Origin of the sequence: Pseudoalteromonas sp. HL-AS2, from assembly GCF_031198805.1 — a bacterium.
In the GTDB taxonomy this organism is placed as follows: Bacteria; Pseudomonadota; Gammaproteobacteria; order Enterobacterales; family Alteromonadaceae; genus Pseudoalteromonas; species Pseudoalteromonas nigrifaciens.
The window spans coordinates 1336620-1363409 of sequence record NZ_CP133571.1; the positions used below are offsets into that span (position 1 = coordinate 1336620).

At 39.4% G+C, this 26790-nt stretch carries 26 protein-coding genes; 13 read left to right on the forward strand and 13 right to left on the reverse strand.

Annotated elements, in window-relative coordinates; genetic code table 11:
• Positions 1-275: 275 nt before the first annotated feature.
• Entirely contained in the window at positions 276-1223 is a 948-nt protein-coding gene (locus RB215_RS06380; protein WP_011327943.1) for a sodium-dependent bicarbonate transport family permease, read from the reverse strand.
• A 108-nt stretch (positions 1224-1331) separates the two neighbouring features.
• Between RB215_RS06380 and RB215_RS06385 the strand changes: the two genes are divergently transcribed.
• The 5 genes from RB215_RS06385 to RB215_RS06405 all read left to right on the forward strand — a co-directional run bounded on the left by RB215_RS06385 (position 1332) and on the right by RB215_RS06405 (position 4991).
• Positions 1332-2285: a LysR substrate-binding domain-containing protein gene (locus tag RB215_RS06385; protein ID WP_306288099.1), complete on the forward strand. Its 954-nt coding sequence runs from the start codon at positions 1332-1334 to the stop codon at positions 2283-2285.
• A gap of 228 nt (positions 2286-2513) precedes the next feature.
• Positions 2514-2921, forward strand: coding sequence for a hypothetical protein (locus RB215_RS06390; RefSeq protein WP_309217038.1), 408 nt, complete (start codon positions 2514-2516; stop codon positions 2919-2921).
• A gap of 87 nt (positions 2922-3008) precedes the next feature.
• A complete protein-coding gene (locus tag RB215_RS06395) occupies positions 3009-3512 on the forward strand; it encodes a DUF962 domain-containing protein (protein ID WP_011327946.1) in 504 nt (167 codons plus the stop codon).
• Between the two features lie 51 nt (positions 3513-3563).
• Entirely contained in the window at positions 3564-4355 is a 792-nt protein-coding gene (locus RB215_RS06400; protein ID WP_309217040.1) for an SDR family oxidoreductase, read from the forward strand.
• Positions 4356-4397: 42 nt separating this feature from the next.
• A complete protein-coding gene (locus tag RB215_RS06405) occupies positions 4398-4991 on the forward strand; it encodes a DUF2238 domain-containing protein (protein ID WP_309217157.1) in 594 nt (197 codons plus the stop codon).
• A gap of 28 nt (positions 4992-5019) precedes the next feature.
• Here the strand turns inward: RB215_RS06405 and RB215_RS06410 are convergent, their stop codons facing one another.
• Positions 5020-5193 (reverse strand): DUF6435 family protein, encoded by a 174-nt coding sequence (locus RB215_RS06410; protein ID WP_182677052.1) that lies wholly within the window; start codon positions 5191-5193, stop codon positions 5020-5022.
• A 227-nt stretch (positions 5194-5420) separates the two neighbouring features.
• On the opposite strand from RB215_RS06410, the gene RB215_RS06415 reads away from it, so the two are divergent.
• From RB215_RS06415 to RB215_RS06425, 3 genes are all read left to right on the forward strand, one after another.
• Positions 5421-6464 carry an FAD-binding oxidoreductase gene (locus tag RB215_RS06415; RefSeq protein WP_309217041.1) on the forward strand — a complete coding sequence of 348 codons (1044 nt, stop codon included), beginning with the start codon at positions 5421-5423 and terminating at the stop codon, positions 6462-6464.
• Entirely contained in the window at positions 6461-7513 is a 1053-nt protein-coding gene (locus RB215_RS06420; protein WP_309217042.1) for an acyl-CoA desaturase, read from the forward strand. The genes RB215_RS06415 and RB215_RS06420 overlap by 4 nt, the downstream gene beginning before the upstream one ends.
• A gap of 230 nt (positions 7514-7743) precedes the next feature.
• Positions 7744-8739, forward strand: a complete 996-nt coding sequence (locus RB215_RS06425) for a branched-chain amino acid aminotransferase (RefSeq protein WP_011327953.1) — start codon at positions 7744-7746, stop codon at positions 8737-8739.
• A 109-nt stretch (positions 8740-8848) separates the two neighbouring features.
• On the opposite strand, the gene RB215_RS06430 is transcribed toward RB215_RS06425, so the two are convergent.
• On the reverse strand, positions 8849-11431 hold the full coding sequence (locus RB215_RS06430; protein WP_011327954.1) for a TonB-dependent siderophore receptor: 2583 nt from the start codon (positions 11429-11431) through the stop codon (positions 8849-8851).
• A gap of 217 nt (positions 11432-11648) precedes the next feature.
• The gene (locus RB215_RS06435; RefSeq protein WP_011327955.1) at positions 11649-11957 is read right to left on the reverse strand and encodes a DUF962 domain-containing protein; all 309 of its coding nucleotides are present in this window, start codon (positions 11955-11957) and stop codon (positions 11649-11651) included.
• A gap of 158 nt (positions 11958-12115) precedes the next feature.
• Between RB215_RS06435 and RB215_RS06440 the strand changes: the two genes are divergently transcribed.
• Positions 12116-14272, forward strand: coding sequence for a prolyl oligopeptidase family serine peptidase (locus RB215_RS06440; protein WP_309217043.1), 2157 nt, complete (start codon positions 12116-12118; stop codon positions 14270-14272).
• 87 nt (positions 14273-14359) lie between these two features.
• On the opposite strand, the gene RB215_RS06445 is transcribed toward RB215_RS06440, so the two are convergent.
• Entirely contained in the window at positions 14360-15652 is a 1293-nt protein-coding gene (locus tag RB215_RS06445) for an anti-phage deoxyguanosine triphosphatase (RefSeq protein ID WP_306288096.1), read from the reverse strand.
• A gap of 186 nt (positions 15653-15838) precedes the next feature.
• Between RB215_RS06445 and RB215_RS06450 the strand changes: the two genes are divergently transcribed.
• Entirely contained in the window at positions 15839-16648 is an 810-nt protein-coding gene (locus RB215_RS06450) for a glucosaminidase domain-containing protein (protein ID WP_089368164.1), read from the forward strand.
• On the forward strand, positions 16641-17309 hold the full coding sequence (locus tag RB215_RS06455; RefSeq protein ID WP_041454402.1) for a DUF2987 domain-containing protein: 669 nt from the start codon (positions 16641-16643) through the stop codon (positions 17307-17309). Before RB215_RS06450 ends, RB215_RS06455 begins: the two co-directional genes overlap by 8 nt.
• A gap of 75 nt (positions 17310-17384) precedes the next feature.
• Here the strand turns inward: RB215_RS06455 and RB215_RS06460 are convergent, their stop codons facing one another.
• Both RB215_RS06460 and RB215_RS06465 read right to left on the reverse strand, forming a co-directional pair.
• Entirely contained in the window at positions 17385-18563 is a 1179-nt protein-coding gene (locus tag RB215_RS06460; RefSeq protein WP_208834038.1) for a GGDEF domain-containing protein, read from the reverse strand.
• A gap of 140 nt (positions 18564-18703) precedes the next feature.
• Positions 18704-19594: a TIGR01777 family oxidoreductase gene (locus RB215_RS06465; protein WP_182677066.1), complete on the reverse strand. Its 891-nt coding sequence runs from the start codon at positions 19592-19594 to the stop codon at positions 18704-18706.
• Between the two features lie 172 nt (positions 19595-19766).
• Between RB215_RS06465 and RB215_RS06470 the strand changes: the two genes are divergently transcribed.
• Positions 19767-20801, forward strand: coding sequence for an AI-2E family transporter (locus tag RB215_RS06470; protein ID WP_041454403.1), 1035 nt, complete (start codon positions 19767-19769; stop codon positions 20799-20801).
• Between the two features lie 50 nt (positions 20802-20851).
• Here RB215_RS06470 and RB215_RS06475 read toward each other — a convergent pair whose 3' ends face one another.
• The 6 genes from RB215_RS06475 to RB215_RS06500 form a co-directional block, all read right to left on the reverse strand.
• Entirely contained in the window at positions 20852-21946 is a 1095-nt protein-coding gene (locus RB215_RS06475) for an FAD-dependent oxidoreductase (protein ID WP_309217045.1), read from the reverse strand.
• A 102-nt stretch (positions 21947-22048) separates the two neighbouring features.
• A complete protein-coding gene (locus RB215_RS06480) occupies positions 22049-22459 on the reverse strand; it encodes a hypothetical protein (RefSeq protein ID WP_182677070.1) in 411 nt (136 codons plus the stop codon).
• Positions 22446-23783: an ATP-binding protein gene (locus RB215_RS06485; RefSeq protein ID WP_011327965.1), complete on the reverse strand. Its 1338-nt coding sequence runs from the start codon at positions 23781-23783 to the stop codon at positions 22446-22448. The genes RB215_RS06480 and RB215_RS06485 overlap by 14 nt, the downstream gene beginning before the upstream one ends.
• A complete protein-coding gene (locus RB215_RS06490) occupies positions 23777-24451 on the reverse strand; it encodes a response regulator transcription factor (RefSeq protein WP_002959806.1) in 675 nt (224 codons plus the stop codon). Before RB215_RS06490 ends, RB215_RS06485 begins: the two co-directional genes overlap by 7 nt.
• 3 nt (positions 24452-24454) lie before the next feature.
• Positions 24455-24712 (reverse strand): PepSY domain-containing protein, encoded by a 258-nt coding sequence (locus tag RB215_RS06495; RefSeq protein WP_011327966.1) that lies wholly within the window; start codon positions 24710-24712, stop codon positions 24455-24457.
• Between the two features lie 159 nt (positions 24713-24871).
• Positions 24872-25174: a YciI family protein gene (locus RB215_RS06500; protein WP_058373227.1), complete on the reverse strand. Its 303-nt coding sequence runs from the start codon at positions 25172-25174 to the stop codon at positions 24872-24874.
• Positions 25175-25362: 188 nt separating this feature from the next.
• On the opposite strand from RB215_RS06500, the gene RB215_RS06505 reads away from it, so the two are divergent.
• Positions 25363-26787: a sodium-dependent transporter gene (locus RB215_RS06505; RefSeq protein ID WP_011327968.1), complete on the forward strand. Its 1425-nt coding sequence runs from the start codon at positions 25363-25365 to the stop codon at positions 26785-26787.
• Positions 26788-26790 lie beyond the last annotated feature (3 nt).

A 26790-nucleotide genomic window follows, 5' to 3' on the forward strand; every position in this document is an offset into this window, starting at 1 on the left:
TTTTAACTGCACAATTACGTAAAATAAGCGCACAATTGCGACGTGTTTGTGTTTTAAACGTATTAAAATTGTATGGTTTTTGTTATTTTATTTGCTTGGTTTAATGCGATAAGAGCAATAAGTTTAAGCTATTGAGCAAACCATTAGTAAGTGTTTTTAAGTTATAAACAGTTGCGGCACAACAAATAAAAGTAACAGCCTTTAAAACGATTACTTTTATGTGTTGTAAACGAGCGGTTTTAATTTATGCAGCTGAGTTAAAACTAAACGTTTGATTACTGCATTAGCAGCGCTAATTGATGATACAAACCAATACCTATTAAAACATTAAACGGAAAAGTAATACCTAAAGAGCACAGCATAGCAAGGCCAATATTCGCTTCTGGAATAGCGGCTTTTATGGCTGCAGGCGCTGCAATGTATGAGGCACTAGCAACTAGGCTCCCTAAAACTACAATTGAACCCATTTCCAGGTGTAAAAGTGTACCGACTGCTACGCCAAGCGTGCCCAAAAATAAAGGGGTAATAATAGCAAATAAAGCTAACTTCCAATGATGCCAAGGCACAGGGCGCAAAGTTTGCGCTGCGGTTAAACCCATTTCAAGTAAAAATAATGCCAGTACAACCTTAAAGCCGTTAGTTAATAAGCTGGTAACTTGGCTACCTTGTTGCGTGCCGTACATTATGCCAATAATTACACCGCCAACGAGTAAAATAACGCTTTTATTGGTTAGCGCTTCGTGCCAAACCGCTTTTAAAGACAGCTTTTTAGCTGGCGCACTTTCTTTATTAAATTTTCTATATATCAACAGGCCAACAATAATGGCCGGCAGCTCTAGCATCACTAAATACAAAGTTACTTCAGCGCCTACAACCAAACTAGACGACTCTGCGTAGGCAAGCGCAACAGCAAATGTACCCGCACTAACAGAGCCATAATGCGCCGCAATACTGGCACTATTAGCATGAGAAAGTGTAATAACGTACTTTAAAATAGGGTACAGCATTAAAGGAATAAGCCCCCCAAGCAGCATAATGGCCCCCATTTCAGGGAGTAGCTGCCAATTTAAATTACCGTGTAAAACCATACCGCCTTTTAAACCAATAGTAAGCATTAGCAGTAAGCTTAGGGTTTCGTAAGTGGCTTTGGGTATAGCAAGATCAGAGTGTATAAGTCCGGCGATTAAACCTAATATAAAAAACATAACAACAATATCGGGCACGGTGTTTCCTAGCTATAAAATTAAGTGGCGCTATTGTAGAGAAAACTTTGTATAGTAAATAATAAAATGAACAGTGGTTATATATAGATAACTATCTATGAGGTGGGTATGGATTTAAGGCATATATCGTTTAGATTACTAGAAGTATTTATGAGTGTAGTAAAAACCCGCTCGTTAAGTGAAACAGCAAGGCAGCTTTATTTAACGCAACCTACTGTTTCACTTCAAATAAAGCGCTTACAAGAAGAAATAGGAGAGCCACTAATAACTATGCAACAGCAAAAGTTACAGGTAACCGAGGCTGGCCTTGAGCTATTTAGAACCTGCAAGCAGGTGTTTGCTCATTTTGAAGATTACCAAGATTTTTTAGCCGAATTACGTGGAGGCGAGCGAGGCCGATGTAAAATTGCCATGGTAAATACGGCGCAATATATTTTACCTAAATTACTCGGCCCTTATAGTAATTTGCATCCGCATGTAGAGTTACCGCTGGAAATAGGCAATCGCGAAGAGGTATTAGCTCGCTTTGAGCGTGGAGAAGACGACATTTACGTTTTTAGCCACCCACCATCGTTAGAGCAAGCCCAAGCTGCTCGGTTTTTACATAATCCATTAGAATTTATAGTGCCTAATAATCATCCTCTATTGAATAAAAAAAACGTAACGTTGGCGGACTTAATGCCATATCGATTTTTACTGCGTGAAAACGGATCTGCCACACGTATGCTATTTGAAAGTGAGCTACAAAGTAGGGGCTTAGTACTTAGCGACGGCGTACAAATGGCGAGTAACGAAGCCATACGGGTTGCAGTGTCGTCGGGTATGGGAATTAGCTTGCTGTCGCATCATGTTTTACCAAAAGATGATAATAGCTATACAAAACTGCATGTGATCGACACCGATATAGCCAGCCAATGGTACTTTGTAATGCGTACCGACAGACACATTTCGCACGCAGCGCGCAGCTTTTTAAAGTTTGCCCAAGCTAATTTAGAGCATTACCTCGATACAAAATGGGTACGCAATGAACTTCATAGATTATATTTAGAACCTAAAAGTTAAATTTAAAAAATAGTAGTTATGTTGCAATATAACTACTTAGAATAGTTATATTGCTATCAATACATGGTTATAAAAACACCCATAATACTTAGCTCTAACTATTTATTATTTTGGTTTTATTTTAAATAAAGCTAAGTAAGGTTTAAGTTTAGATTTTGTTAGGGCTTTTTTACTTAGTTGGAACTAAAATTGCTGCATAGCTTGTAACGCAACAATGGATTTGAGCTAATGACAACAATAACGTTTAAAAATCAATACAGTAACTATAATCCCCCTAGTGTAAATAAAGCGGCAAGCCCAAGCGAAGTTGCGGCAATCAATCCCCCTATTGATGAAAAAGCAGGTGATGTTAAAGGCATAAACTCAGCCCCTAAAGAGCAATCATTTTTAGAAAAAGCCCAAGAAGCGCTTGTTTATCAGCGTTTAGGTGTAAATAAAGACAAAATAGACGAGCTAAAAGCGGCAATAGAGGAGCTGACTAAAGAGTTACAAGCGCAAGGCGCTGATCTTGATGTAATTGCAGATAAAATTAACGAACTTGAAAAAATGCTTGAGCAAGAATACCAACAAGGGCGCGATCGAATGGATATGAAACCTCAGCATGAGCCGGGAAAAATAATTTTTGCACTTATTTAATTTACATAATATTGAATAGTTTACATTGTTATTGTGCTTACTTTTGCTAAGGTAAAAACTTATAACAAAAATAAACAAGGATTACTAATGAAAACCCTGCAGCAGCAACTAGGTAACTACGGGCTTTATCACCGCTCAAAACGCAATGTACTCACCCACCTGTTAGGCATTCCGCTAATTGTATTTGCCGTATTGTGCTTATTGGCGCGCATTCAGATCCCGTTGGGAGGCCTTGTTATAGATGGCGGACAACTTATTGTATTTGTATCAGTTGTGTATTATTTAATGTTGAGTGTGTCGTTGGGCCTTATTATGGCTGTGCTATTAACTATATTACTTGTGGGCGCGCAACCTATTGCAGCCATGGCATTTACTCCTTGGTTAACGATTAGTGTAGGGCTGTTTGTATTTGGTTGGATTTTACAGTTTGCTGGCCATTATTTTGAAGGTAAAAAACCCGCGTTTATAGATGATATATCGGGGCTTATTATTGGCCCTTTGTATGTAACTGCAGAGCTATTATTTATGTTGGGCTGTTATAAAAAGCTAGAGCAGCAAGTAACCGACATTGCTGGCCCAACTAAGCCATAAAAACAATAACTAACGTGCTGTAACTAAAGCATAAAAATACGGTAACAATATATGAATTATAATAATAAAACAGTATGGATCACCGGTGCGTCATCGGGCATAGGTAGGGAGCTGGCAATACAGTTTGCAGAGCTAGGTGCTAGCGTTATTTTATCGGCGCGTAATGTTGAAAAACTGACAGCTCTTAAGGCTGAACTAAAAGGAGGTGGGCATTTAATATTGCCACTCGATTTAGCAAAGCCCGAAGAAGTATTGAGTAAAGTTACCGCGGCAATAAATGAGTTGCCCGCAATCGATATTTTAATTAATAACGGTGGCATATCGCAGCGTAGCTTATTTTTAGAAAACGACTTTAAAGTGTACCGCCAATTAATGGAGGTTAACTATTTTGGTTTAGTGGCATTAACTAAAGCGGTACTGCCCTCTATGGTTGCAAGAAAAAGTGGCTCGGTTGTGGCTATAAGTAGTGTGGCAGGAAAGGTAGGCTCTAAACTAAGAACCGGTTACTCAGGCACTAAATTTGCTGTGGTGGGGTTTATGGATTGCCTGCGCGCAGAAGTAAAAGAGCATAACATTCATTGTTTAACAATTTGCCCAGGTTTTATAAAAACCGCGATTGCGCACAACTCATTAAACCCGCAAGGTGTTGCACAAAATAAATCTGAGCAAGCTATAGAAAATGGCATGGATGTTAAAGTAGCCGCATCAAAAATGATTAACGCTATTAATAGCAAAAAAGATGAAGTGATTGTTGGCCAAGGTTTAAGTGGTTGGGCTCCTACCATTAAACGCTTTTTTCCACGTTTATTTAACCGTTTAACTGCAAAAGTTAACTTTAAGTAATACCAAAATTCAAGAAAGCTATAGTTGAGTATAAAAATGATAATAAAGTATATATGGCTCGGATTATTTTTTAGCGTGCTGATCTGGTCGGGCATAAACCCAAAAGATCAATTTACTTGGTTTTTAGAAGTGCTACCAGCCATTATTGGTGTGGTAATTATGCTTGGCACCTATAAACAATTTAAGTTAACCCCTATTTTATATTGGTTTATTCTAGCGTATTGTATTGTGTTGATGGTAGGCGGCCATTACACCTATGCTGAAGTACCGCTATTCGATAATTTATTTGGCAGTGAGCGCAATAACTACGACAAAGTAGGGCACTTTTTTCAGGGTTTTGTACCTGCATTACTAGCACGCGAAATTTTACTGCGTAAAAATGTAGTTAATGGCAAAGGGTGGCTCATTACGTTTATTATTTCGATATGCTTAGCCTTTAGTGCTTTTTATGAGCTACTAGAGTGGTGGGTGGCATTGTTGAGCGGCGAAAATGCCGAAGCATTTTTAGGCACCCAAGGTTATATTTGGGATACCCAATCAGATATGGGATTAGCACTATTAGGTGCTATTTGCTCGCTGCTAGTACTTTCTAAAGTACACGACAAGCAGCTAAAACAGCCTAAAAACGATTTGTAATAATCTTTCTTCAACGCTAAGAAGTATATTACTTTTCAGCGTTTATTTTTTCTATTTCACTCCAAATTTTTTCGGCCTCGGCGCTTAACATAGCGTAGCTTTTAATATCGCCTTTACGCTGTGCCTGCATGCCTTGCTCTAATTTTGCGTCGTACTCTTTGCGTAGTTTTTTGCTTGGATCTGATTTAAATATCGAAAACATGCTTACTCTCTTAATTACTTTTAATGTATTTGCTTGATTGAGTATACATACGATGCCGCGTGGAAAATCGATTATTAAAGTATAAATTAGTCCTGCAGCTAAATATTGAATAATTACTCTAACAGGGTTGAAATCACAAATATTGAGCGTACACTTGTGCGCTGAAAGTTTGGGCGCACACGTGTAAGCCCAAAGTGTTTTGAATCGCAATAGAGAATTAAGTGCTTATGATCACGCAAATATTAGATCAATTTTCAAAATGGTTTTTACATCATCAAAGTTTTGCCAGTTATATAGAGCCAATTATGCAGGTGTTTAAACCCGCATGGCGCGCAGGGCAATATAGAGCCCAAGTAGTTGACGCAGTTACCCTTAATGGCAATTTTTTAAGTGTGCAACTTAAACCAAGTAAGCAATGGCCTAAGCATACTGCTGGGCAGCATATAAGTTTAACCCTTGAAATTAACGGGCGATTATTAACGCGTGTTTTTACTGTGGCTTCAAGCGCTCAGCAATTTAAAAATACAGGGTTAGTGCGTTTACTAATCAAAACAAATCCACAAGGGCGTTTTACAAGTTTACTAAATAACACCTTAAAAGCGGGTTTGTGGTGCAGTATTTCTGCGCCAAACGGCGACTTTGTATTTAAAAACACACATACACCGGCCACTTTTATTGCTGGTGGGTCGGGCATTACCCCCATGCTGGCTATGCTTGATGATTACCTAAGCCAAACAACGCAAAAGGTGTTGTTAGTGTATTACGCAAAAGTAACTGAGCATCAATGTGTTGATGAGTTGGGTGAACTGGCTGCACGGTTTGAGCATTTTTCGTTTTTATTATTAACGCGCGAGCAATCAAGCGATATAACCTGCAATATTAAACCATGGGAAAACCCCGATATTTATTGCTGTGGCCCTGCAGCCTTTATGCAAACGGTGAGTGACTTTGCTAAAAAGCATGATTTAAATTACTACCAAGAGGCATTTGGTTTAGCGTTGCCGAGCTTTAAAGGCGATAGCCAATTTAATGTGAAAATTAACAGTGGCGCGCATGTGGTGTTGGGCAACGATGTTTTGCTGACTCAGTTTGAAGAAAAAAAGCTACCCGTTAAACGCGGTTGCGGCATTGGTATTTGCCATCAGTGCCAATGTATTAAAAAGTCAGGCGTGGTACGCAATTTAAAAACCGGTGAATTGAGTGATAGCGGCGAGCAGTTAATTCAACTTTGCGTAAGCCAAGCGGTAAGTGATTTGGAGCTACAATTATGAAAACCATTAACTTTGAGCAATTAGAAAAAGAATTAAATGCCATAAAAATGGATACCCTTGGCAAAGTAGGCCAGCAAGATGCTGATTATATTCGCGCTGTTGTACGTAAACAGCGAGTATGCGAATGGAGCGGGCGTATTTTACTTATGCTTGGTTTTATTGTGCCATTACTGTGGGTTGTGGGTGTGCTGTTACTCGCCCTTGCTAAAATTTTAGATAATATGGAAATTGGCCACAATGTAATGCATGGCCAGTACGATTGGATGAACGATAAGCAACTTAATTCACAAAACTATGAATGGGACATAGCCTGCGATGGACAAAGTTGGCACCGAGTGCATAACTTTGAGCACCACACATACACCAATATTATAGGTAAAGACCGCGATTTTGGTTATGGCTTATTAAGGTTAAGTGACGATTTTAAATGGCGTTTAAAAAACACGTGGCAATTTATAACCTATTTAAATTTAAGTGTGTTGTTTCAATGGGGAGTGTCGTATCACGAACTGGCAGGCGAGCGCGTGTTTATAGGTAAAAAGAAGCCACACCGCGATGGAGCCGTGTTGCATAGCACCTTAAAGCAGCGCTTTTTTAGTAAAGGCGCGCGCCAATTAATTAAAGACTATGTGATATTTCCGCTACTTGCTGGACCATTATTTTTGTGGGTATTAACGGGTAACTTAGTGGCAAATTTAATCCGTAACTTATGGACGTCGACCATTATATTTTGTGGTCACTTTACTGAGCAAACCCATACCTTTAAAGAACAAGACTGTGTAAACGAAAGCCAAGGGCAGTGGTATTACCGCCAAGTATTGGGCTCGTCAAATATTAAAGGGCCGCGTTGGTTTCATGTATTAACCGGGCATTTGAGTTTTCAAATTGAGCATCACTTATTTCCAGATATGCCTTCGTCGCGTTATCAAGAAGTGGCACCGCAAGTACAAGCAGTATTGCAAAAACAAGGGATTGCTTACAATACTGGTGGGTTTTTTAGTCAATATGCCTCGGTGTTAAAGCGTATATTTCGGTATTCTTTTAAATAATGATTAATAAAGTAGCTGTAACGGTAATGCCTGCATTAAATAATCGGTTAGCGTAAAGGCGTTAGCTGATTATTGCATTAAAGTGTTGAAAATGGCTTTTTTGATTAAATAACCATCACTACATGCAAAAAATTCTTCTAATTAATTAAAAAACAGGCTGTTTTGCTATGGTTAAGTAGTAGTTGGTTGTCATACAATGGAGAAAAATAGACCACACAAGAGAGATTAAAATGGCCGCATTTGGTACTGTGTTTATGCCGCAGATGATTCAAGCTCGTTTTTCTGATAATAAATGGAGCGAAAGCTCAATTGTCCCTTCTGATAAGCTTGAACTGCATCCTGGCGCTCACGTTTTACATTATTCAAGCACATGTTTTGAAGGCTTAAAAGCCTTTCGCCATGAAGATGGCTCAGTCTATATTTTTAGAATGGATGCAAACATTGCGCGCATGCAGCAGAGTTCAGAATTGCTTAGTTTACCAAGTGTTGATGGCGAGATGCTAAAAACCATGATTATTGATATTGTGCGCCAATATGCAGATGAAACGCCTTTACCACCGGGCTCTATGTATATTCGCCCAACGCATATTGGTACTGAGGCCGCAATTGGTAAAGCCGCTGCGCCTTCAATGAGCTCATTGCTATATACCTTGTTATCGCCAGTAGGTGATTACTTTAGTGGCGGTGCAACGGCACTGCGCGTATTACTTGAAGAAGATGGTATGCGCTGTGCGCCGCACATGGGCATGATAAAAAGTGGTGGCAACTACGCCAGTGCACTAGGACCAATTTCAGCAGCACGTACTAAGCATCAGGCTGATCAAATTTTATTTTGTCCAGGCGGCGACGTACAAGAAACCGGTGCAGCTAACTTTATTTTAATTGATGGCAACGAAATTATTACTAAAGCGCTCGATAGCACGTTTTTACATGGTGTTACCCGTAATAGTATTTTAACCATAGCTAAAGACTTAGGTATGACGGTAAGCGAGCGTAACTTTAGCGTTACTGAGCTTTTAGAGCGCGCAGCTAAACCGGGCACTGAAGCAGCACTTTCGGGTACTGCGGCAGTATTAACACCAGTGGGCACATTTATTCATAATGATAAAGAATACCAAGTTGGTAACGGCGAAGCTGGCCCAACTACTGCGCGCCTGCGCCAAGCATTGAACGATATTCAATGGGGTAAAACTGCAGATACACACGGTTGGTTAACTAAAATTTAGTTTTTAATTTAACCCACTAAAAAGCCACCTAATTAACTTTAATTAGGTGGCTTTTGTATTTTTGCTATTTAATTAGCGCTTAGGTTAAATAGCTTTACACCTTAGCGGATTAAAATCTCATTTCTATTTTGCCGTAAACGTAGCGGCCATTAAAACCAAATGGCGAAAAGCTTGAGTACGAAAATAAGCGTGAGAATGTAGTTACGTCATCAACTAGGTCGCGGGTTGGATCTGGGTATACATCAAAAATATTATTAGCACCTAAGCTTACCGATACATTGTCAGTTACTGCGTAGGCTACATCTAAATCGGTGATCCATTTAGGTTTTAAAACCTCGTTACGCTGTGCAATATCCGATGGATCTTGGGTTTCGCCGTAGCGAGTGTTTCGTAGGGTGGCACGCCAATCATCCATAGTCCAAACCGCGCTTAAGTTATATTTATTACGCGGGGTACTTACTTCAAAGCGACGTAGTTCGTTACCAGAAAATAAGTTGTCTTGATCAAACCCAGCGCCTTGCAGCTCTGCAGGTGGGGCAATAATGTCTGTTACTTGGTTTTTGCCATAGTTAAAGCCTAAATTAAATGCTACATCGCCGTAGTTATCTGTAATTAGGTTATATGAAGCAACAACATCAACACCGCGAGTTTTACTATCAATAGCGTTTAAGAAAAATCGTCCTTGATTAGCCCCTGTACCTTCGAGTAAATCGGCAATAGCAGCGCCAGATAAGTTATTCGACAGTACAATACGGTCATCAATAAGTATTTGATAGTAATCTACCGATAAGCTGAAATTAAAGTCGGTTGACCAAGTAAAGCCTATTCCATAGTTGGTGGCTTCTTCGGCATCTAGGCCAGGTGATCCGAGTGCTTTTGCAACGTTACTGCTGGGTGCAAAAGTACCGGTTTGTGTGGGTTCACCATCAACAAATACAGTAGCGACTGAAGTAAAATGTTGTTGCTGTAGCGAAGGCGCTCTAAAACCGGTTGATACTGAGGCGCGCAGCGCTAAATCTTCGGTTAGTGTATAACGTGTGGCAATTTTACCGTTTAAGGTATCACCAAAGTCAGAGTAATCTTCGTAACGCGCTGCAACGGTTAAGTTCCAGTTGTCGGTAATGTAGGCTTCTAAATCTACGTATAAGCTTACATTATGGCGGCTGTTATCGCTTGCCGATTCAGGGGTAAAGCCAGGGAACACTTGCGAGCCTGCTGAACCAAATGGGCCGTTCACTGGATCGGTTACTGCACCACCAGGGCCAAATGTACCTTGGGCATAAGAGGCTTCTTCGCCTGCTTGAATTTCGTAGCCTTCGCGGCGGTACTCAGCACCTACAGCAATGTTTAAGCCGCTGGCTAAAAAGTCGACATCAACCTCGCGGCTAAAATCAACATTAAGCGTAAGTTGGTCGTAGGTAAGTGTACCGGCATCAAAACGTGTTTGGCTGCTTGGCCCATACGAGGTATTTACGCTATCTATTACACCAAATTCAAAGTCATCTAGCCCGTATACGGCAGATACATCGTAATTCCACTCACTCACAAAGCCTTTAACACCCAATGCGAGAGAAAAGTCATTTATATCAGAGGTGATAACCGGTAAAAAGCCGTCGGGGTAAATTTCGGTGACGTTACGATCATCTTGCGCGCGGCGGTAAAAACCTCCACCTTCGCCTTCACGTTTACTATAAGAGCCAAAAGAATACAGTTCAGCGTTATTTGTTAGCTCATATCCTGCGTTATAAAAAACAGAAAAGTCTTCTACATTACCATTACCAAAATTATGATTGTAGCGATCCCAGGTTAACTCGCGTGGATCGAGTGCGCCATTTACGGAGCCATCATCTAAACGAGCGTAGTTTTCACGTTGGTCGTAGTCAGAGCGATTGGTTGAATGACGATCGCGATATTCGGTAGATATATTTAAAAAACCGTTATCGCCTAGCTCAAATCCCATATTGCCTTGCAGTGTTAACGTTTGACCATCGGTTAATGAACGGTCGCTCCCTTCGTTAAAGGCTAAATTACCATTGGCATCTTCTGATACCGATTTAAGTTCAGGCACGCCATCCATTTCGGTCATGTTTGCGCCATATATAGCCGATACAGAACCGCCACTACTAGCACTTTTAAGTACAATATTAATAACACCGGCTATTGCGTCGGATCCATACTGCGCAGCAGCGCCATCACGCAGTACCTCAATTCGGGCAATAGCATTGGCCGGAATAGCATTTAAATCAACCGATGATGAGCCTCGACCCGTTGAGCCATTTAAATTAAGTAGCGCATTACTATGGCGACGCTTACCATTAACAAGCACTAAGGTGTGATCGGGTGCTAAACCACGCAGTTGAGCTGGGCGCACATGGTCACTACCATCGGTGAGTGATGCTTGCGGAAAGTTAAAGCTAGGCAGTAAGCTACTAAGCAGGGCGTTGGTTTCGGTTTGACCTGAATTTTTAAGCGAATCGGCACCAATAATATCAATTGGAACTGGGCTGTCCTCTACAGTTCGGCCTAGTCGGCGTGAGCCAATAACACTAATTTGTTCAATATTTGCCTCGGCTTGGGTGTCTTGCTCAGCAGCAGATGCGTACATAGAGCCCAGTAATGCCGCCGATACGCTTAGCGCGCACACAGTGAGTGGCGTTGATTTTTGCAGTTTTAATAATAATTTATTATTCATGTTGATTCCCTCATTCAAAAACGCAGTAAATTAGTTCAGTTAAATTTGCAGTAACAATTGAGCTAATTAAAATTACAGCTTTTAACATATACCCAAGCAGCAAAGGCAGTCAATTGAATAACATTCAATAAACATAATGTTTACTTTAAAGTGAGGGGTTAATAATAGAAATTTATTTTATTAGCTATAACTCACTACATTGTTTACTAGATATAACTCACCACTTTATTTTTCCAATGAGCATATCTTTAAACATAACCCAGTCGCCCCACAAACTGTAAAAAGGGTGCTTGAAGGTAGCGGGTCTGTTTTTTTCAAAAAAGAAATGCCCAACCCAGGCAAAACCATAGCCAATTACTGGTAACAACCACAATAAAGGGTATTGCGATTTAAGCACCGCTACGCCAATAACAAAAAGTACTAAAGTGCTGCCAATAAAGTGCAAGCGTCGGCACGTAATATTGCGATGCTCTGTTAAGTAGTAGGGGTAAAATGCTTTAAAGCTATTAAATTTAGGGCTGGGCATGTACTGCTCTTATTTATTAATGCTGTGTAATCTTATTAAAGCCTAAGTTTACACTTGTTTACAGCGACAAGTGGTATTGAACGTATCTAGCTAGACAAACTTGCTTAAAGTTAATAACTTAGGCCTACTATTAAAAATCAATAATAATGGAACGATAAATGTTTAAACAAACCCTAGCATGTGCTGTTCTTGTAGCACTTAGTGGCTGTTCAGAGCCAACAAATACCGCAACTAATAAAGAAGTTAAAGCACCTATGAGCCAAGCAAATTCAGTGAGCTACCCAGTAACTAAAAAGGGTGAGGTAGTAGATAGCTACTTTGGCGAAACACTGGCCGACCCATATCGCTGGTTAGAAGATGATATGAGCGCAGAGACTGCCAGCTGGGTTAAAGCACAAAACAAGGTAACCTTTTCGTATTTAGAGCAAATTCCTTATCGCGATAAGTTAAAGCAACGTCTTGAAAAGTTAATGAACTACGAAAAAATAGGCGCTCCCTTTACCGAGGGCGATTACACCTACTTTTATAAAAACGATGGCCTGCAAAACCAGTATGTTTTATATCGCAGTAAAGAGGGTGGTGACGTTGAGGTGTTTTTAGATCCAAACACGTTTAGCGACGATGGCACTACGTCTATGTCGGGGTTGTCGTTTTCAAAAGATGGCTCATTACTCGCGTATCAAATATCTCAAGGCGGCAGTGATTGGCGCAAAATTATTATTATAGACACGCAAACTAAAGAGCAAGTGGAGCAGGCTTTAGTTGATGTGAAATTTAGTGGCATAGACTGGTTAGGCAACGAGGGTTTTTACTATTCTAGCTACGATAAACCTGAAGGCAGTGAGTTGTCGGCTAAAACCGATCAGCATAAAGTGTACTATCACACCTTAGGATCTGATCAAGCAACCGATAAGTTGGTATTTGGCGCAACCGATGAGCAAAAACATCGTTATGTAGGAGCAGATGTAACGCATGATGGCCGTTATTTACTTATTTCGGCTAGTACTTCTACTTCGGGTAATAAGCTATTTATTAAAGACTTAACTCAAAAAAATAGCGAGTTTGTGACTATTGTAGGAAACACTGACTCAGATACATCGGTTATTGATAACGAAGGTAGTAAGCTGTTTTTAGTGACTAACTTAAATGCCCCAAATCAAAAAGTAGTGACGGTAGATGCAGCTGATCCTGGCCCGCAAAACTGGCAAGACTTTATTCCCGAAACCGAAAATGTATTAAAACTTACTAAAGGCGGCGATACCTTTTTTGCAAATTACATGGTTGATGCTATTTCAAAAGTGAAACAGTACAACAAAAAGGGGGAGCTAATTCGCGATATTACCTTGCCGGGTGTGGGCACAGCGGGTGGCTTTAGTGGCAAAAAAGAGCAAACAACGCTGTATTACTCTTTTACCAATTACAAAACCCCAGGAACGACCTATACGTTTGATGTAACTGCAGGGGAGTCGGGTGTTTATCGTAAATCTGGGGTTGATTTTAATAGTGACGATTACACCTCTGAGCAAGTGTTTTATAACTCAAAAGACGGCACTAAAGTACCTATGATAATTACCTACAAAAACGGTATAAAGTTAGATGGTTCAAACCCAACTATTTTATATGGTTATGGTGGTTTTAATATTAGCTTAACGCCAAGCTTTAGCCCAACCACTGCCGCGTGGCTTGAACAAGGCGGTGTGTATGCGGTGGCCAATATTCGCGGTGGTGGTGAGTACGGGAAAGAGTGGCACAATGCGGGCACTAAATTACAAAAACAAAATGTATTTGATGACTTTATTGCCGCAGCTGAGTATTTACAAAGCAAAAAGTACACATCTAAACAGCGTTTAGCTCTGCGTGGCGGCTCAAATGGTGGCTTATTGGTAGGCGCAGTTATGACCCAGCGACCTGATTTATTTCAAGTGGCGCTGCCGGCTGTAGGCGTACTCGATATGCTGCGTTACCATACATTTACTGCAGGCGCAGGCTGGGCGTACGATTATGGAACCAGTGAGCAAAGCAAAGAAATGTTTACTTACATAAAAAACTACTCACCGCTGCATAATGTAAAAGCGGGCATAGAATACCCTGCGACTATGATAACAACAGGAGATCATGACGATAGAGTAGTGCCTTCGCACTCATTTAAATTTGCTGCGCAGTTACAAGCTAAACAAGCGGGTACAAACCCTACGCTTATTCGTATTGAAACAAACGCCGGACATGGTGCAGGCACACCAACGAGTAAAATTATTGATTTGTACGCCGATATGTATGGCTTTACGCTTTATAACATGGGAGTTAAGTCACTTTAATTACGACCTTTTAAAAGTGAAGTAACCACAAAAAAACCGAGTAAATTAACTTACTCGGTTTTTTATTAATCGTTTATAAGCCACTCATTATTGAACGGGTGAAAACAGCCGTTGATAGGTTTTATAGGCGTATTCATCACTCATACCACTGAGGTAATCGCAAATAATACGCATACCTTGGTTTTGTTTTTGCGCCTCTATGTACTGGGCTTGCGTGGTTTCGGGTAATAACCGCAGCGGATCGCTGGCAAAAGCGGTAAATAATTCAATCAGTAGGTTTTGCCCTTTAAACTCAATTTGTTGCATTTTAGGGTTGCGAATTAAGCGCTGAAACACAAAGTGTTTAAGTATTTGCAGTACACTTTCGTACTGAGTTTCTAGCTTGGCTGTGTATTTTAAAATAGGGCATTCGAACGCTTCGTTTTGCACATCTAAATGAATATGAATGATAAAGGTATTAACCAGCTCGCCTATGGCATCTTTGCGCTCAAAATCATGCTTTGAAAACAGTCGTAAAGTGAGTGATTCAAGCATATCGTTTAACCAGCTATAGTTAAGCGCCTGCAGTTGTGGTAAAGCATGGGTTTGCCAATCATCAAGAGTAAGTACTTTGGTGGCTATGGCATCTTCTAGGTCGTGTACCGCATAGGCTATATCGTCGGCGTGCTCCATTATGGCGCTATCGAGCGACTTATAGCTGGTTTTAGCGCGGTACTTATCTATTGCCGTGTGGTTACTTAACAAGCTTTTATCGTTTTGACTCAAGGGCTCTACTATCCAATTGAATATAGCCGCATCGTCGTTATATAAGCCTTTAGCTGGTCGCCAATCGTCTGCTTTAATAAATGCACGCTCAGGGTTTGCTTTAGGGATAGTGTGCCAAAGCTTATTTATAAATGCAGGGTATTTTATAAAGCCCAATAAGGTGCGGCGGGTAAGGTTCATACCATGGCCGTCGCTGTATGGTTCAAGCTTGGCAACAATACGCAGCGTTTGCGCGTTGCCTTCAAAACCACCGTGATCGCGCATCATATAATTAAGTGCAATTTCGCCGCCATGACCAAACGGCGGGTGGCCAATGTCGTGGGCTAAGCATAGGGTTTCTAGTAATCCGGTTGACGGAAAATGGCTAAAGTCGCTGTGTTGTACTTTTAAATGGCGCAGTATGCCGGTGCCAATTTGCGACACTTCTAATGAGTGAGTAAGGCGAGTACGGTAAAAGTCGTTTAAGCCAATACCCATAATTTGGGTTTTAGCTTGCAGACGCCTAAACGCAGCAGCATGAATAATACGTGAGCGATCAACCTGCCACGGTGAGCGATTATCATTAGGGCGGTGTTTATACTGTTCTATAATTCGGCTTTGCCACTGTTTGTCCATACTACTGACTCGTAATTAGTTAATAACGTTAGAATATACCCATGAACTATAAATTGCGAGTGCACACGTTGTACGGTATTTGCGCAGTTAGTGAAAGTTCGCCTTTATAAAGTGGCTTAGGTATAATAACGCTTCGTATGTATGTGCATTACCCATACATAATTTAAAGTTTTATTGAGAGAGTACATGTTAAAAAACATTATAAAGTTTATATTAGCCGCACTTTTTATTTGGGCACTGGCGTTTCCTTTTTTACAAAGTGACGAGAGTGGTTCAGATGAACAAACAAGTTCAGAGCAATCTAAAAAGCAAAAGAAAAAAGAAAAACCGCTGCACAGTGTAACGCTACCAAAGTTTTCTGAGTTTGCGGATGTAAAAGATAAAAAGCGGGCATTTTTTAACTTTATTAAACCGCATGTAGAAGCCGAAAATAAAAAGATTTTACAACAACGCGCTAATTTAGAAATTGCTCGAATGATGCTTGAAAACGACTTACCGTTAGATGAAAAACAAAGCAATGATATTGTTAAAATATTAAAGTCGTACGACCTACCCACAACAATAGATAGCTTTACGCTTAAACAAGCACTTCGCCGTGTAGACGTGATCCCTAAAGAACTAGCCCTAATGCAAGCTGCTAATGAGTCTGCGTGGGGAACATCGCGATTTGCACGTATTGGCCTGAACTTTTTTGGCCAGTGGTGTTATTCAAAAGGCTGCGGTATGGTCCCTGGTAGACGCGATACCGGTGCTGCACATGAAGTGGCTGCGTTTAAGTCAGTGCGTGCTGCGGTTAGTTCTTACTTTAAAAATATAAACACCCATAATGCTTATAAAGAGCTGCGATCTATTCGCGAAAACCTACGCTTAGAACAACAACCCATAGCAGCAACATTATTAACTCAGGGTTTAATGTCGTATTCAGAGCGTGGTGAAGCGTATATAGAAGAGCTAAACACTATGATTAACCAAAATAGAGCCTACTTTGATGAATAAAAGTGTATTAAATATAATGACAGCACTGTCGTTAACACTACTGAGTGTTACCGCATTAAATGCCTCTGCTAGAGAGTTTGTAATGTCGTACGATGGCTTTTACGATCGCTTAAAAGTGGTTAATAAAGGTGATTTTCAATATGCGCGAGTTAATTTTTATATTAGCGATATTGGCACTAACGAAGCCTGTGCAATTAAAAGTGGCACAATTTTAACCGAAAATAACGAATACCCGCTCAATTACACCGAACAAGCGCAATTATTACTGCCTTTTGATAAGCAACTTGATACAGATAAAGCGGTTATTGTGGTGCAACCGCAAAATCCGGTACATGACTGTCAGTTAAAATTACAAATAGAAGCGAATGAACTTGAAGGTTTAAGCTTTACTAAACAGTCGTTATTTACTATACACACTGAACTTGACGAACTGTTGGCTGATTTATCGGGATTTTTTGTTAGCAAATTAATGTGGTTTTTATTACCAGAACAAAAAGGCGTAGTTGTTACCTTTAAAAAGCCAATGCATTTTGATGATGAAAGCATTGAGTGTAAAAAATCAGTGTGCTATTTCGCTGTTGCAGACAATTGGCAAGACGATACCAAAGAATTAGCTGATATAGCAGATGTTATAAAAGTAACACCTTGGATAACTAAATAAATATAATTTTATAAAAAATTATTTAAAGCGGCTTTTGCCGCTTTTTTATTTAGTAACCTTAACTCTGGTTAAGTATTATATTGCGGACGTGTTGGCTTGCGAGAAGAGGGTGTGATCGTATTGGCTAACTACTTTGTCGCGGCCTGTTTCTTTTGCAAGGTATAGGTGTTTGTCGGCGTGTAATAATAGCTCTTTTAAATTTAGCTGGTTAATAGTGGTACTACTAACACCGGCACTAACAGACAGAGGAATGGATTGATCATTACAATAAAATGGTTGCTGACGAATATTAAAGCTTAATTGCTCTGCCAAGGTATTTGCTTGCTCAAGCGTATAACCATTAAGCAATACTGCAAACTCTTCTCCCCCAATTCGCGCTGTTATGCCAATATTCATAAATAATTGGCTGATATGTTGCGCTATCCATTTTAATGCTTGGTCGCCTACATCATGGCCATATTTATCGTTTACACGCTTAAAAAAATCTATATCTAACATAATTAAAGCAAGGGTATGATTTTTATCGGCTGTATTGGCTTTAATGTTTTTACAGGTAGAGAAAAATCCGCGGCGATTTAATAATTGCGTTAACGAATCATTGTTTGCCAAGTTAATCAGCTTAGATTCTGAATTTGCAAAAATAATAAAAGGCAAAATTAAAGCACAGAGTGTGGTAATAAAAAGGTGCGCTATTAATAGTATGTGTAACTGGGGCTTAAAGTCATCATTATTTGAGGTTATAAAGGGGAGCAACAATAAAATAACTTGTCCTAACATCACTAAGCTATGTGTTACTAAGCCTATTATAAGTAATCGTTGCTGTAATTTAGCAACGCAGTGTGTTTTTAATAAAATAAAAGCGCCGTATAAAAATAAAATGGCAACAATAAAGCTTGTTAATATTTGGCTTAAAACATGATTGTATACAAACACGAGTAATAAAGCGCACAAGCCATAAAGGTAAGCCAAAGGCGTTAAGTTTATTACAGCTTTGTTGTTAAACTTATTTAAGCCGATTACAAGTAATAGTGGGCTCAGTATAATAAATAGGTTTGCAAGGTAGTGAGTTAGCCATGGGAGGTTTAGCTCTTCTTTAAAGCTCACAAGTAAAATAGCAGTGGCAAACGAGATACAAGCACCACCAAATAACAAAAAGCTAGTTGTTTTTTTGTGCAGGTAAAAAGAAGTAAACAGTATACCTATCAGTAAGTTGAAAATAAAAGATAGGCTAGTTATAGTTGGTAAGTGCAGCATGTTGTAAGTACTCTTAAATATAAAGTGGCAGAGCAATTCGCTGCGTCCGTGTATTATATACTGTTATAAAATTTTAAAAATCGTTGTAAAGCATTGTATTTATAACTAAATAAGTATTTATAAATGCTGAATGACTGTGCTTATACTAAACTCTCTAATGCCGAATCAATATCAGAAAAATGAAATCGGTAGTTATGCTCTAATGCTTTTTGGGGTAAAACATATTGTCCGGTAATGAGCAGATCAGCCATTTCGCCCATTAACAGCTTTAACACAAGCGCTGGCATAGGAATTAGAGCTGGTCGAGATAACGCCTTACCTAAACTTTTGCTAAATACTTTACTACTTACAGGGTTTGGTGCCGTTGCATTAATAGGCCCAGTCATATTTTTATGTTTTATAATAAATAATATTAACTGCGTCATATCGTCAATATGGATCCACGACATACCTTGCTCGCCATTGGCAATAGGGCCGCCTAAACAGAGCTTAAACGCCGGTAGCATTTTGCTCAAAGCACCGCCTTTTTTTGCTAATACTATACCTGTGCGCAGTAAACACACGCGGGTACTAGTTGATTGAGCTGCTAATGCTGCGTTTTCCCAGTCTTTACAAAGCTGGTGGCTAAACTCATCGTGGGGTTTATTATTTTCTTCATCAATTGGGGTAATGCCTTGGCGACCATAAAAACCAACAGCGCTGCCTGATATAAACGTATGCGGTGGGGTATTGGATGCAGCGATTGCTGCAGATATTTGTTTTGTTAGCTCAATGCGGCTATCGCGAATAATCGATTTTTGCTTATCACTCCAGCGTTTATTTACAATGGGCTCACCTGCGAGGTTAATTACTACATCAACATTATTAAAATCAACCGCTTCTATGTTGGTAACTGCATTTATTTTATGCCCTAAAAGTACGTTTGCTTTTGTGGGGTTACGGCTTAGCACAGTAACACTATGATGATGGGTTAAAAAAGGACAAAGGTGTTGGCCAATTAAGCCAGTAGCTCCAGTAATAAAAATATGCATAACACAGCCTTATTTTTTAATTGCTAGCAAGTGTTTAAAATTTATACTCGCTAGTGCTTGGTTTTGCAAATTTATACGTGTAATGCAGTTTTATGATCACTTAGTAAATATTTCATTTTATTAGCTTTTGCCTTACACTAAAGCCTAATAAAAAATAATAAGGATCATAATATTGGCAAGTTTAACAGGGGTAAATAAAAGCTTAATTATTTTTGCTGCACTGGTTATTGTGCTCGCAGGGATCAAGTCGGCCAGCGCTATTATTATTCCCTTTATTTTAGCGGCATTTATTGCAATTATTTGCAGTCCGCTAATTAAATTTTTTGCTCGCTATCGTATTCCTAAAGGCATTGCTGTTATTTTTGTGGTGCTTATTATTGTAGGGCTAGGAGTCAGCCTTGGCGGCTTGGTAGGGCAGTCAGTTAACGATTTTTCGCAGCAACTTCCGCAATTTAAAGTTAAATTAAAAGAAGAGTTTGTTTGGCTGGTTGATATAGCGTCGCAGTACAATATTTTAATTAATAAAGACCAAATATTATCTATGTTTGATCCTGGTAAAATGGTTGATGTCGCCACCAATATGCTCACCGGCTTAGGTGGAGTAATGGCGAATATGTTTTTAATTATTTTAACCGTGGTTTTTATGCTATTTGAAGGGCCGTCGCTTAATCATAAAATACATTCGGCGCTTAACGATCCTGATAAAAAAATGAAACAAATTAATCGCTTTTTAGACTCAATTAACTCTTATTTAGCCATTAAAACCTTAGTAAGCTTAGGAACGGGTATATTAGCTGCTTCTTTACTGTGGTTTTTAGATGTCGATTATTTTGTATTGTGGGGTGTATTAGCCTTTATGTTTAATTACATTCCAAATATCGGTTCAATTATTGCTGCTGTACCTGCGGTATTATTGGCACTTATAACGCAAGGCCCTTTAGTTGCTGGTTTAGTGGGAGCCGGATATTTAGTTATTAATACTGTGATGGGTAATATAGTAGAGCCTAAATTTTTAGGTAAAGGGCTGGGGCTTTCTACCTTAGTGGTGTTTTTGTCTTTGATATTTTGGGGCTGGTTATTAGGCTCTGTAGGTATGTTGCTGTCGGTACCTTTAACTATGATAGTTAAAATAGGGCTTGAGGCAAGTGACGAAGGCCGCTGGGTGGCAACATTACTAGGTACAGGCGAAGAGCTTACTGAAAACTAATTTATAGCAAAGTAGTATACTACTTTGCTATAAGCATAACTTTACGGCTATTAAACTTTTAAAGCATTAATAGCCGTATCTGCTGCGTTTATTGCACCTTCTAAATATCCTGCCTCTTGCTGCGCAAATTCACTGCCAACAAAATGAATATTTAAGTTAGCTAACTGTGAGCTTAGCCCCGAGTAGTTAAACTCTGGGTGTTGTGAAGGCCCTGTTTTATCATTTTCATTTGCTACATAGGGGTCAGCTGCCCAGTCTTTAATAAAATACCCCGTTGCCGCGTATACTTCATCGCCATAAAAATAAGCAAGTTGCTCTATACACGCTTGTTTTAATTGCTCAGTGCTTACTGTACTGCGCGTTGAATAAGGTACACCAATAAAGCCAAATAGGGCGGGGTGGCCATTATGACTGGCGCTTGCATCGTGAACTTCTACTAATGGCCCAACACGGCTAAAGCATTGCCCAGATAAGTTTTTATCACGCCAAAAAGCATGTTCAAAAGTTGCTATAAATTTAACTTGGCCTGCCATCCATGTAGGCACTGCAGTTAAGCGATTTATAAGTGTTTGGTCAGCCCAAAGATCAGGAGTTAAGTGTTGGGTTATCATACGTGGGGGGAGCGCTGCAATTAGTTGCTTTGCGCTAAATTGCTTAACTTTGCCATTGTGGTTAGCGGTTATATGCCAGGTATTTTGTTGTTTATGTAATTTAACGACGTGATGCTCTGTTAGGATTGAAGCCGGATTAAGCTGTTTATACAAGGCTTTAATTAAGCTGTACATGCCGCCTGTTAATCTTAGTAGGTGCATTTCGCCTGCACCGGCTATTTGTTGCGGCTTTAGCGTTTGCGCTGCCTGATATAACACATCGCCTTGTGTATATTGTGCAAATACAGGTAAGCATAATAACGAGATAAGTTGTTGAATTTTAGGTTGATGATCAAAAATCCAAGTAGGGCCTAAATCAAAGCTAATAGCACTATTGTGAGTGTCATGTGCTGCTTCAATTCGCCCGCCTAACTGTGGTTTTGCTTCTAATAATAGGTAGGGAATATTGCGTTGCTGTAGCAGGTATGCACTATATAACCCAGCTAAGCCGCCGCCAATAATAATAACGGGTTCATTTGTAGTGGATTTGCTCATAGTAAGCTTTTATACCTTTGTGGTTTGCATTGTAAGGCGCTGGACTATTTATTAGTATCGCTACTTATGTCGATATCAATAGCGCAGCACTTATTTTGAATATTAAAGAGGCCGCTTTAAGTCTAAAGTAAATTGCTCTACTAGTGATAACTCGCAGGTTTTATAGGTTATTGCAGCAGTTAAAGCATTAGGCAACTTTAATGAGTAGCGCCATTGGCAACTATGCTTAATATAATTTTCGTTACTGGCAATGCTTTTTATAAACAGCTGTAAAATTTGCGTATTGCCAGTTTCAAATTCTAATTTGTTTAACTCAAATTTGCGCTTTTGGATCCAAGTGTTTTGCAGTTGTTTAGCTGTATTTAATTGATCATCAAGGCACTGAATGTAACGCTTAGTAACCTCTGGTGTTGCTTGAGCAGGTAATTTACATGTTTGCTGGGCAAAGCTTACCGAGCTAAAAAATAATAAAGTTAAGCTTAATAAATAAATTATAGAGTTACTTTTTTTCATGGTAATTAAACTCTAGCATAAACTTGGCCCCGCCTAATTGCTCAGACTTAGAAATGGTGAGTAAGCCACGATACGACTTAACTAAGTCAGATACGATTGCCATACCCACACCATGGCCACTTTCGTAGGTATCTAAGCGTGTGCCTCTGGTAAGCAGAGATTCGCGTTTGTCTTGTGGTACACCTGGGCCGTCGTCGCTAATACTAATACACAGGGTTTTACCTTGCGCTACTTTAATGGTTACTTGCGAGCGACATGCTTTACAGGCGTTATCAATTAAATTACCAAGTAATTCCATTAGGTCGGTTTTATCACCTAAAAAGTAATCTTTTTTACCTACTTTACAGTCAAAAATAATATCTTTATCGCGGTATACTTTACCCATAGCACTTAAAATAGAGTCTAAAACAGGTTTAATAACGGTTTGTTTTTTCCAAGTGTCGGAAGCACCTGTAGCAGCACGCTTTAATTGATGCTCGATCATCACATTGATGCGATCTAGTTGTTCTTGTGCATCGGCATCATTTGCCAATGGACTCGACTTTAGTACTGCCAATGGTGTTTTAAGTGCGTGGGCTAAGTCGCTTAATGACGCTCTGTAGCGCTCTTTTTGGCGTTGTTGCGACTCAAGTAATAAGTTTAAATCAGCTTTTATTGTTTGTAACTCTACTGGGTACAAGCCTTTTATTTCTTGTATATCGCCAGACTCTATCGCTTTAATTTCTTTATCTAGGCGCTGTAGTGGGCGGGCACTCCAAATAAAACCAATTGCCATTAACCCAGCAATTGCTATTCCCATTATAAACATCCAGTCAACCAGCGTTTGTTTAAAGCCATCCATAAGCTTTACTAACGCGTCGTTACGTTTGAGTAAAATAAAGCGTGCTTGCTCAGACTGATCAATATTATTGAGAATAACGGTTAAGCTTAATTGCCAATAGCTGGTGTTATTATACTCCACACGCCTAAAGTCAGCGGCGCCGGCTTTGGGCTCAATATATTCTGGCGTAAAATTAACATTCACCGCCGACTCAGAATACCAAATAGGTACATCATCGCGGTATATCATTGCGTAGGTGTCTGAATTTAAATTATTAAGCTCGGGGGTTAAAATAGTGCTGGGCATAATAATGCCGCGCTCTGTAAAGTCGACTTCAGAAATTAGGGAGTACAGATGGGCTTCGAGGTTTTTTTCTGTTGCATCAACCAAAGAGGCATAATAAGCGGTGCCTATAGAGTAAAACAAAATAGGCAGGGCGACTAACAAAACAAAGACAAGGATAAATCCTTGCCTTATTTTTAACGATATTTGCGGTGCTACCACTGGCTTTTAAGCCTGTAGCCGCGTCCTCGTAGTGTTTCTACAGGATTTAGTACGCCATCAGGATCTAATTTTTTACGTAAACGCAGTACAAATACTTCAATTACGTTCGAATCAAGGTCAAAGTCTTGGTCGTAAATATGCTCAGTAAGCTCTGATTTAGAAATTACCTTTTGCGGATTAACCATGAGGTATTCTAGTACTTTGTATTCGTATGCAGTTAAGCTTAACTCTTTATCGTCAACCCACACTTGCTGCGAGCGAGTATGAATTTTAATTGGTCCTGCTGTCATTTCTGGGTTTGCTTTACCTGCGCTGCGGCGAATTAGTGCATTACAACGGGCAATTAGCTCCTCAACATGAAATGGTTTTGTTAGGTAGTCATCTGCACCGGCATCTAAGCCTTCTACTTTGTCTTGCCAACGATCGCGCGCTGTTAGTATTAAAATAGGAATGGTAATGCCTTGGGCACGGGCTTTATTAATAAGCTCAATCCCGTCTATTTTAGGTAAACCTAAGTCAACCACAGCCATGTCTAAAGGGTACTCAGTGATATGAAAAAGACCCGCTTCACCATCGTGGCATAAATCTACGCTGTAACGTTCTTTTTCTAGAGCATTACGCAGGTTATCTGCTAAGTGTAAATCATCTTCTATAACTAAAATTCGCATCAATCAATCCTTTTTCACTTCGCCAGTTTTTTTATTTATTTTTAAATCTACGACGTGGCCGTCAGATTTTAAAATTCGTACAGTATAAAAATTTATTTTTTCGGTAATTTTTAATGTCGTACCGTCAGTGGTTTCTTTTGCAAGTACTACCGCTTTCTTTTTGCTTATCTCAACGCTATTAACCTTGGTTATTGTATTAGCTTGCAGCGTATTAGCAAAACAAATACAAGCGAAAAAGTTGAGGATTAATAATACGCGCATGACGGGACTCCTAGATCAGACCTACTCAGTTTAATAAACTGAGTTACCAAAATTCAATTAAATACTTAATAAGAATTTTACGGCAACAGTTTAATAATTAACGAGTGAACAAACCCTGAATTTTATAGTGAGATCATTCAAGGTTAAGTACATGCGTTATTAAGCAGGGAATACTTTTTTATATGGTTTAACAATTGAGTTTTCATATACGCCAGCCGCAACATAAGGGTCGGCTGCTGCCCATTCTCGGGCGGCCTCTAAAGAGTCAAACTGAGCAATTACTAGTGAACCGGTAAAACCTGCATCACTTGGGTCTTCATTATCGATAGCCGGAAGCGGGCCTGCAGTCAGTAAACGGTTTTGCGAATCAAGTTCACTTAAGCGTGCAAGGTGCGCTGGTCGGGCCTCTTTACGCAGTGCTAAGCTGTTTTCAACATCGATTGAATAAATCATGTACAACATAAAGAATCTCATAAAATTTGTTAAATTTAGTTAAGTGTATACTAGCATAGCGTTGAAAAATGGTGAATTAAAAGTGTTTACAGCTTTGTTTACAGTGAGAATATTTTTTTACTGTGTAATTGCTTGAAAAGCGCTGTGTAACACTGTTAGAGTCCCATGGATAAGATAAATAATAACAAGGTTTATACATGAGTGAAAATAGAGAGCATTTTAGCTCCCGCCTAGGGTTTATATTAGCAGCGGCGGGCTCTGCTGTGGGCATTGGTAATTTAGTGGGCTTTCCTGTTTCTGCAACAAAAAACGGTGGTGGCGCATTTTTGCTCGTCTATGCCTTGTTTGTCGCATTTATTTGTTTACCCGTAATGATGGCTGAAATGGCCATGGGCCGTAAAGCGCAAAAAGATCCCCTAGGTTCATACAAAATATTGGGTAACAATGACACAAAATGGAAGTTGGCTGGCTTTTTAGCTGTATTTACTCCTTTTATGATAGCGGTTTTTTATATGGTTATTACCGTATGGATTTTTGGCTATTTAACGCAAACCGCACTTGGTAATTTAGATTCGTTGGCAAACCCTGGACACTTTGGGTTGTTTATTAATAGCTACACAGTATTTGCTTATATGGCAGCTGTGGTACTTGTTGTTAACTTAATTTTGTTAGGTGGCGTAAAGCAAGGAATAGAAAAAGCGGCTAAATTTTTAATGCCGGCATTATTCGTCATGTTAATTGTGTTAGTGGGTTATGTATTAACGCTAGATAACGCGATGGCAGGTGTTAAGTATTATATTATTCCAGATTTTTCTAAAATGAATGCCAGTGTGTTAAATGGTGCGTTAGCGCAAGCATTTTTCTCATTATCGCTTGGTATGGGTATTTTAATGACGTATGCGTCTTATATATCTAAAAAGGACGACATTGTAGGCAGTGCAAAAATGGTTGCGATTACCGACTCATTAGTTGCGTTTGTTGCAGGTTTAATGGTGTTACCGGCTATTTTTAGCTTTGATCCAAATACAGACCCAGCAACGCTTTCTGATTCATCAGTATCGATGATATTTGTATACCTTCCTAAAATATTGTTAGCACTGCAACATGATATTGGTTACTTTGGTGCATCGGCAGTGGCATTCTTATTCTTTTTATTAGTATTTTTTGCTGCAATTACATCACTCGTTTCTATTGTAGAAGTACCTACAGCAACATTAAGCGATCGCAAAGGCATAAGCCGTAAAAAAGCATTGGGTATTTTAACCTTAGCCACAGGCGTACTTACAATCTTATGTACTATGTCGTTTGGTATGGTAGATAGCTTAACGTCGTTTACTGGTTACGGCGGTGAAAGTAAAAGCTTTTTTGATGTAGTTTACGATGTATTTTACGACACCATTTTACCGCTTAACGGTTTAATGGTGTGTTTATTTGTAATGTACCGCTGGAAAAAAGCAAATTTAAGTAAAGAGTTGAGCATAGGCTCGCCTAATTATGCAGGCAGCTTTATGGAAAAATATGTTAACTTTTCGCTTTCAACGTTTATTCCAATTATTTTAGCGACTATATTTATAAACACAGTTGCAACTAAGTTTTTTGGATTGAAATTATTTGGTTTTTAAAAA

Coding starts and splice junctions, on each gene's coding strand:
- RB215_RS06410 (WP_182677052.1), bottom strand. CDS start 5,193: ATGTTTTCGATATTTAAATCAGATCCAAGCAAAAAACTACGCAAAGAG.
- RB215_RS06430 (WP_011327954.1), bottom strand. CDS start 11,431: ATGAATAATAAATTATTATTAAAACTGCAAAAATCAACGCCACTCACT.
- RB215_RS06495 (WP_011327966.1), bottom strand. CDS start 24,712: ATGCGCGTATTATTAATCCTCAACTTTTTCGCTTGTATTTGTTTTGCT.
- RB215_RS06475 (WP_309217045.1), bottom strand. CDS start 21,946: ATGAGCAAATCCACTACAAATGAACCCGTTATTATTATTGGCGGCGGC.
- RB215_RS06505 (WP_011327968.1), top strand. CDS start 25,363: ATGAGTGAAAATAGAGAGCATTTTAGCTCCCGCCTAGGGTTTATATTA.
- RB215_RS06390 (WP_309217038.1), top strand. CDS start 2,514: ATGACAACAATAACGTTTAAAAATCAATACAGTAACTATAATCCCCCT.
- RB215_RS06460 (WP_208834038.1), bottom strand. CDS start 18,563: ATGCTGCACTTACCAACTATAACTAGCCTATCTTTTATTTTCAACTTA.
- RB215_RS06400 (WP_309217040.1), top strand. CDS start 3,564: ATGAATTATAATAATAAAACAGTATGGATCACCGGTGCGTCATCGGGC.
- RB215_RS06500 (WP_058373227.1), bottom strand. CDS start 25,174: ATGTTGTACATGATTTATTCAATCGATGTTGAAAACAGCTTAGCACTG.
- RB215_RS06435 (WP_011327955.1), bottom strand. CDS start 11,957: ATGCCCAGCCCTAAATTTAATAGCTTTAAAGCATTTTACCCCTACTAC.
- RB215_RS06445 (WP_306288096.1), bottom strand. CDS start 15,652: ATGGACAAACAGTGGCAAAGCCGAATTATAGAACAGTATAAACACCGC.
- RB215_RS06415 (WP_309217041.1), top strand. CDS start 5,421: ATGATCACGCAAATATTAGATCAATTTTCAAAATGGTTTTTACATCAT.
- RB215_RS06450 (WP_089368164.1), top strand. CDS start 15,839: ATGTTAAAAAACATTATAAAGTTTATATTAGCCGCACTTTTTATTTGG.
- RB215_RS06440 (WP_309217043.1), top strand. CDS start 12,116: ATGTTTAAACAAACCCTAGCATGTGCTGTTCTTGTAGCACTTAGTGGC.
- RB215_RS06420 (WP_309217042.1), top strand. CDS start 6,461: ATGAAAACCATTAACTTTGAGCAATTAGAAAAAGAATTAAATGCCATA.
- RB215_RS06385 (WP_306288099.1), top strand. CDS start 1,332: ATGGATTTAAGGCATATATCGTTTAGATTACTAGAAGTATTTATGAGT.
- RB215_RS06395 (WP_011327946.1), top strand. CDS start 3,009: ATGAAAACCCTGCAGCAGCAACTAGGTAACTACGGGCTTTATCACCGC.
- RB215_RS06480 (WP_182677070.1), bottom strand. CDS start 22,459: ATGAAAAAAAGTAACTCTATAATTTATTTATTAAGCTTAACTTTATTA.
- RB215_RS06455 (WP_041454402.1), top strand. CDS start 16,641: ATGAATAAAAGTGTATTAAATATAATGACAGCACTGTCGTTAACACTA.
- RB215_RS06465 (WP_182677066.1), bottom strand. CDS start 19,594: ATGCATATTTTTATTACTGGAGCTACTGGCTTAATTGGCCAACACCTT.
- RB215_RS06490 (WP_002959806.1), bottom strand. CDS start 24,451: ATGCGAATTTTAGTTATAGAAGATGATTTACACTTAGCAGATAACCTG.
- RB215_RS06425 (WP_011327953.1), top strand. CDS start 7,744: ATGGCCGCATTTGGTACTGTGTTTATGCCGCAGATGATTCAAGCTCGT.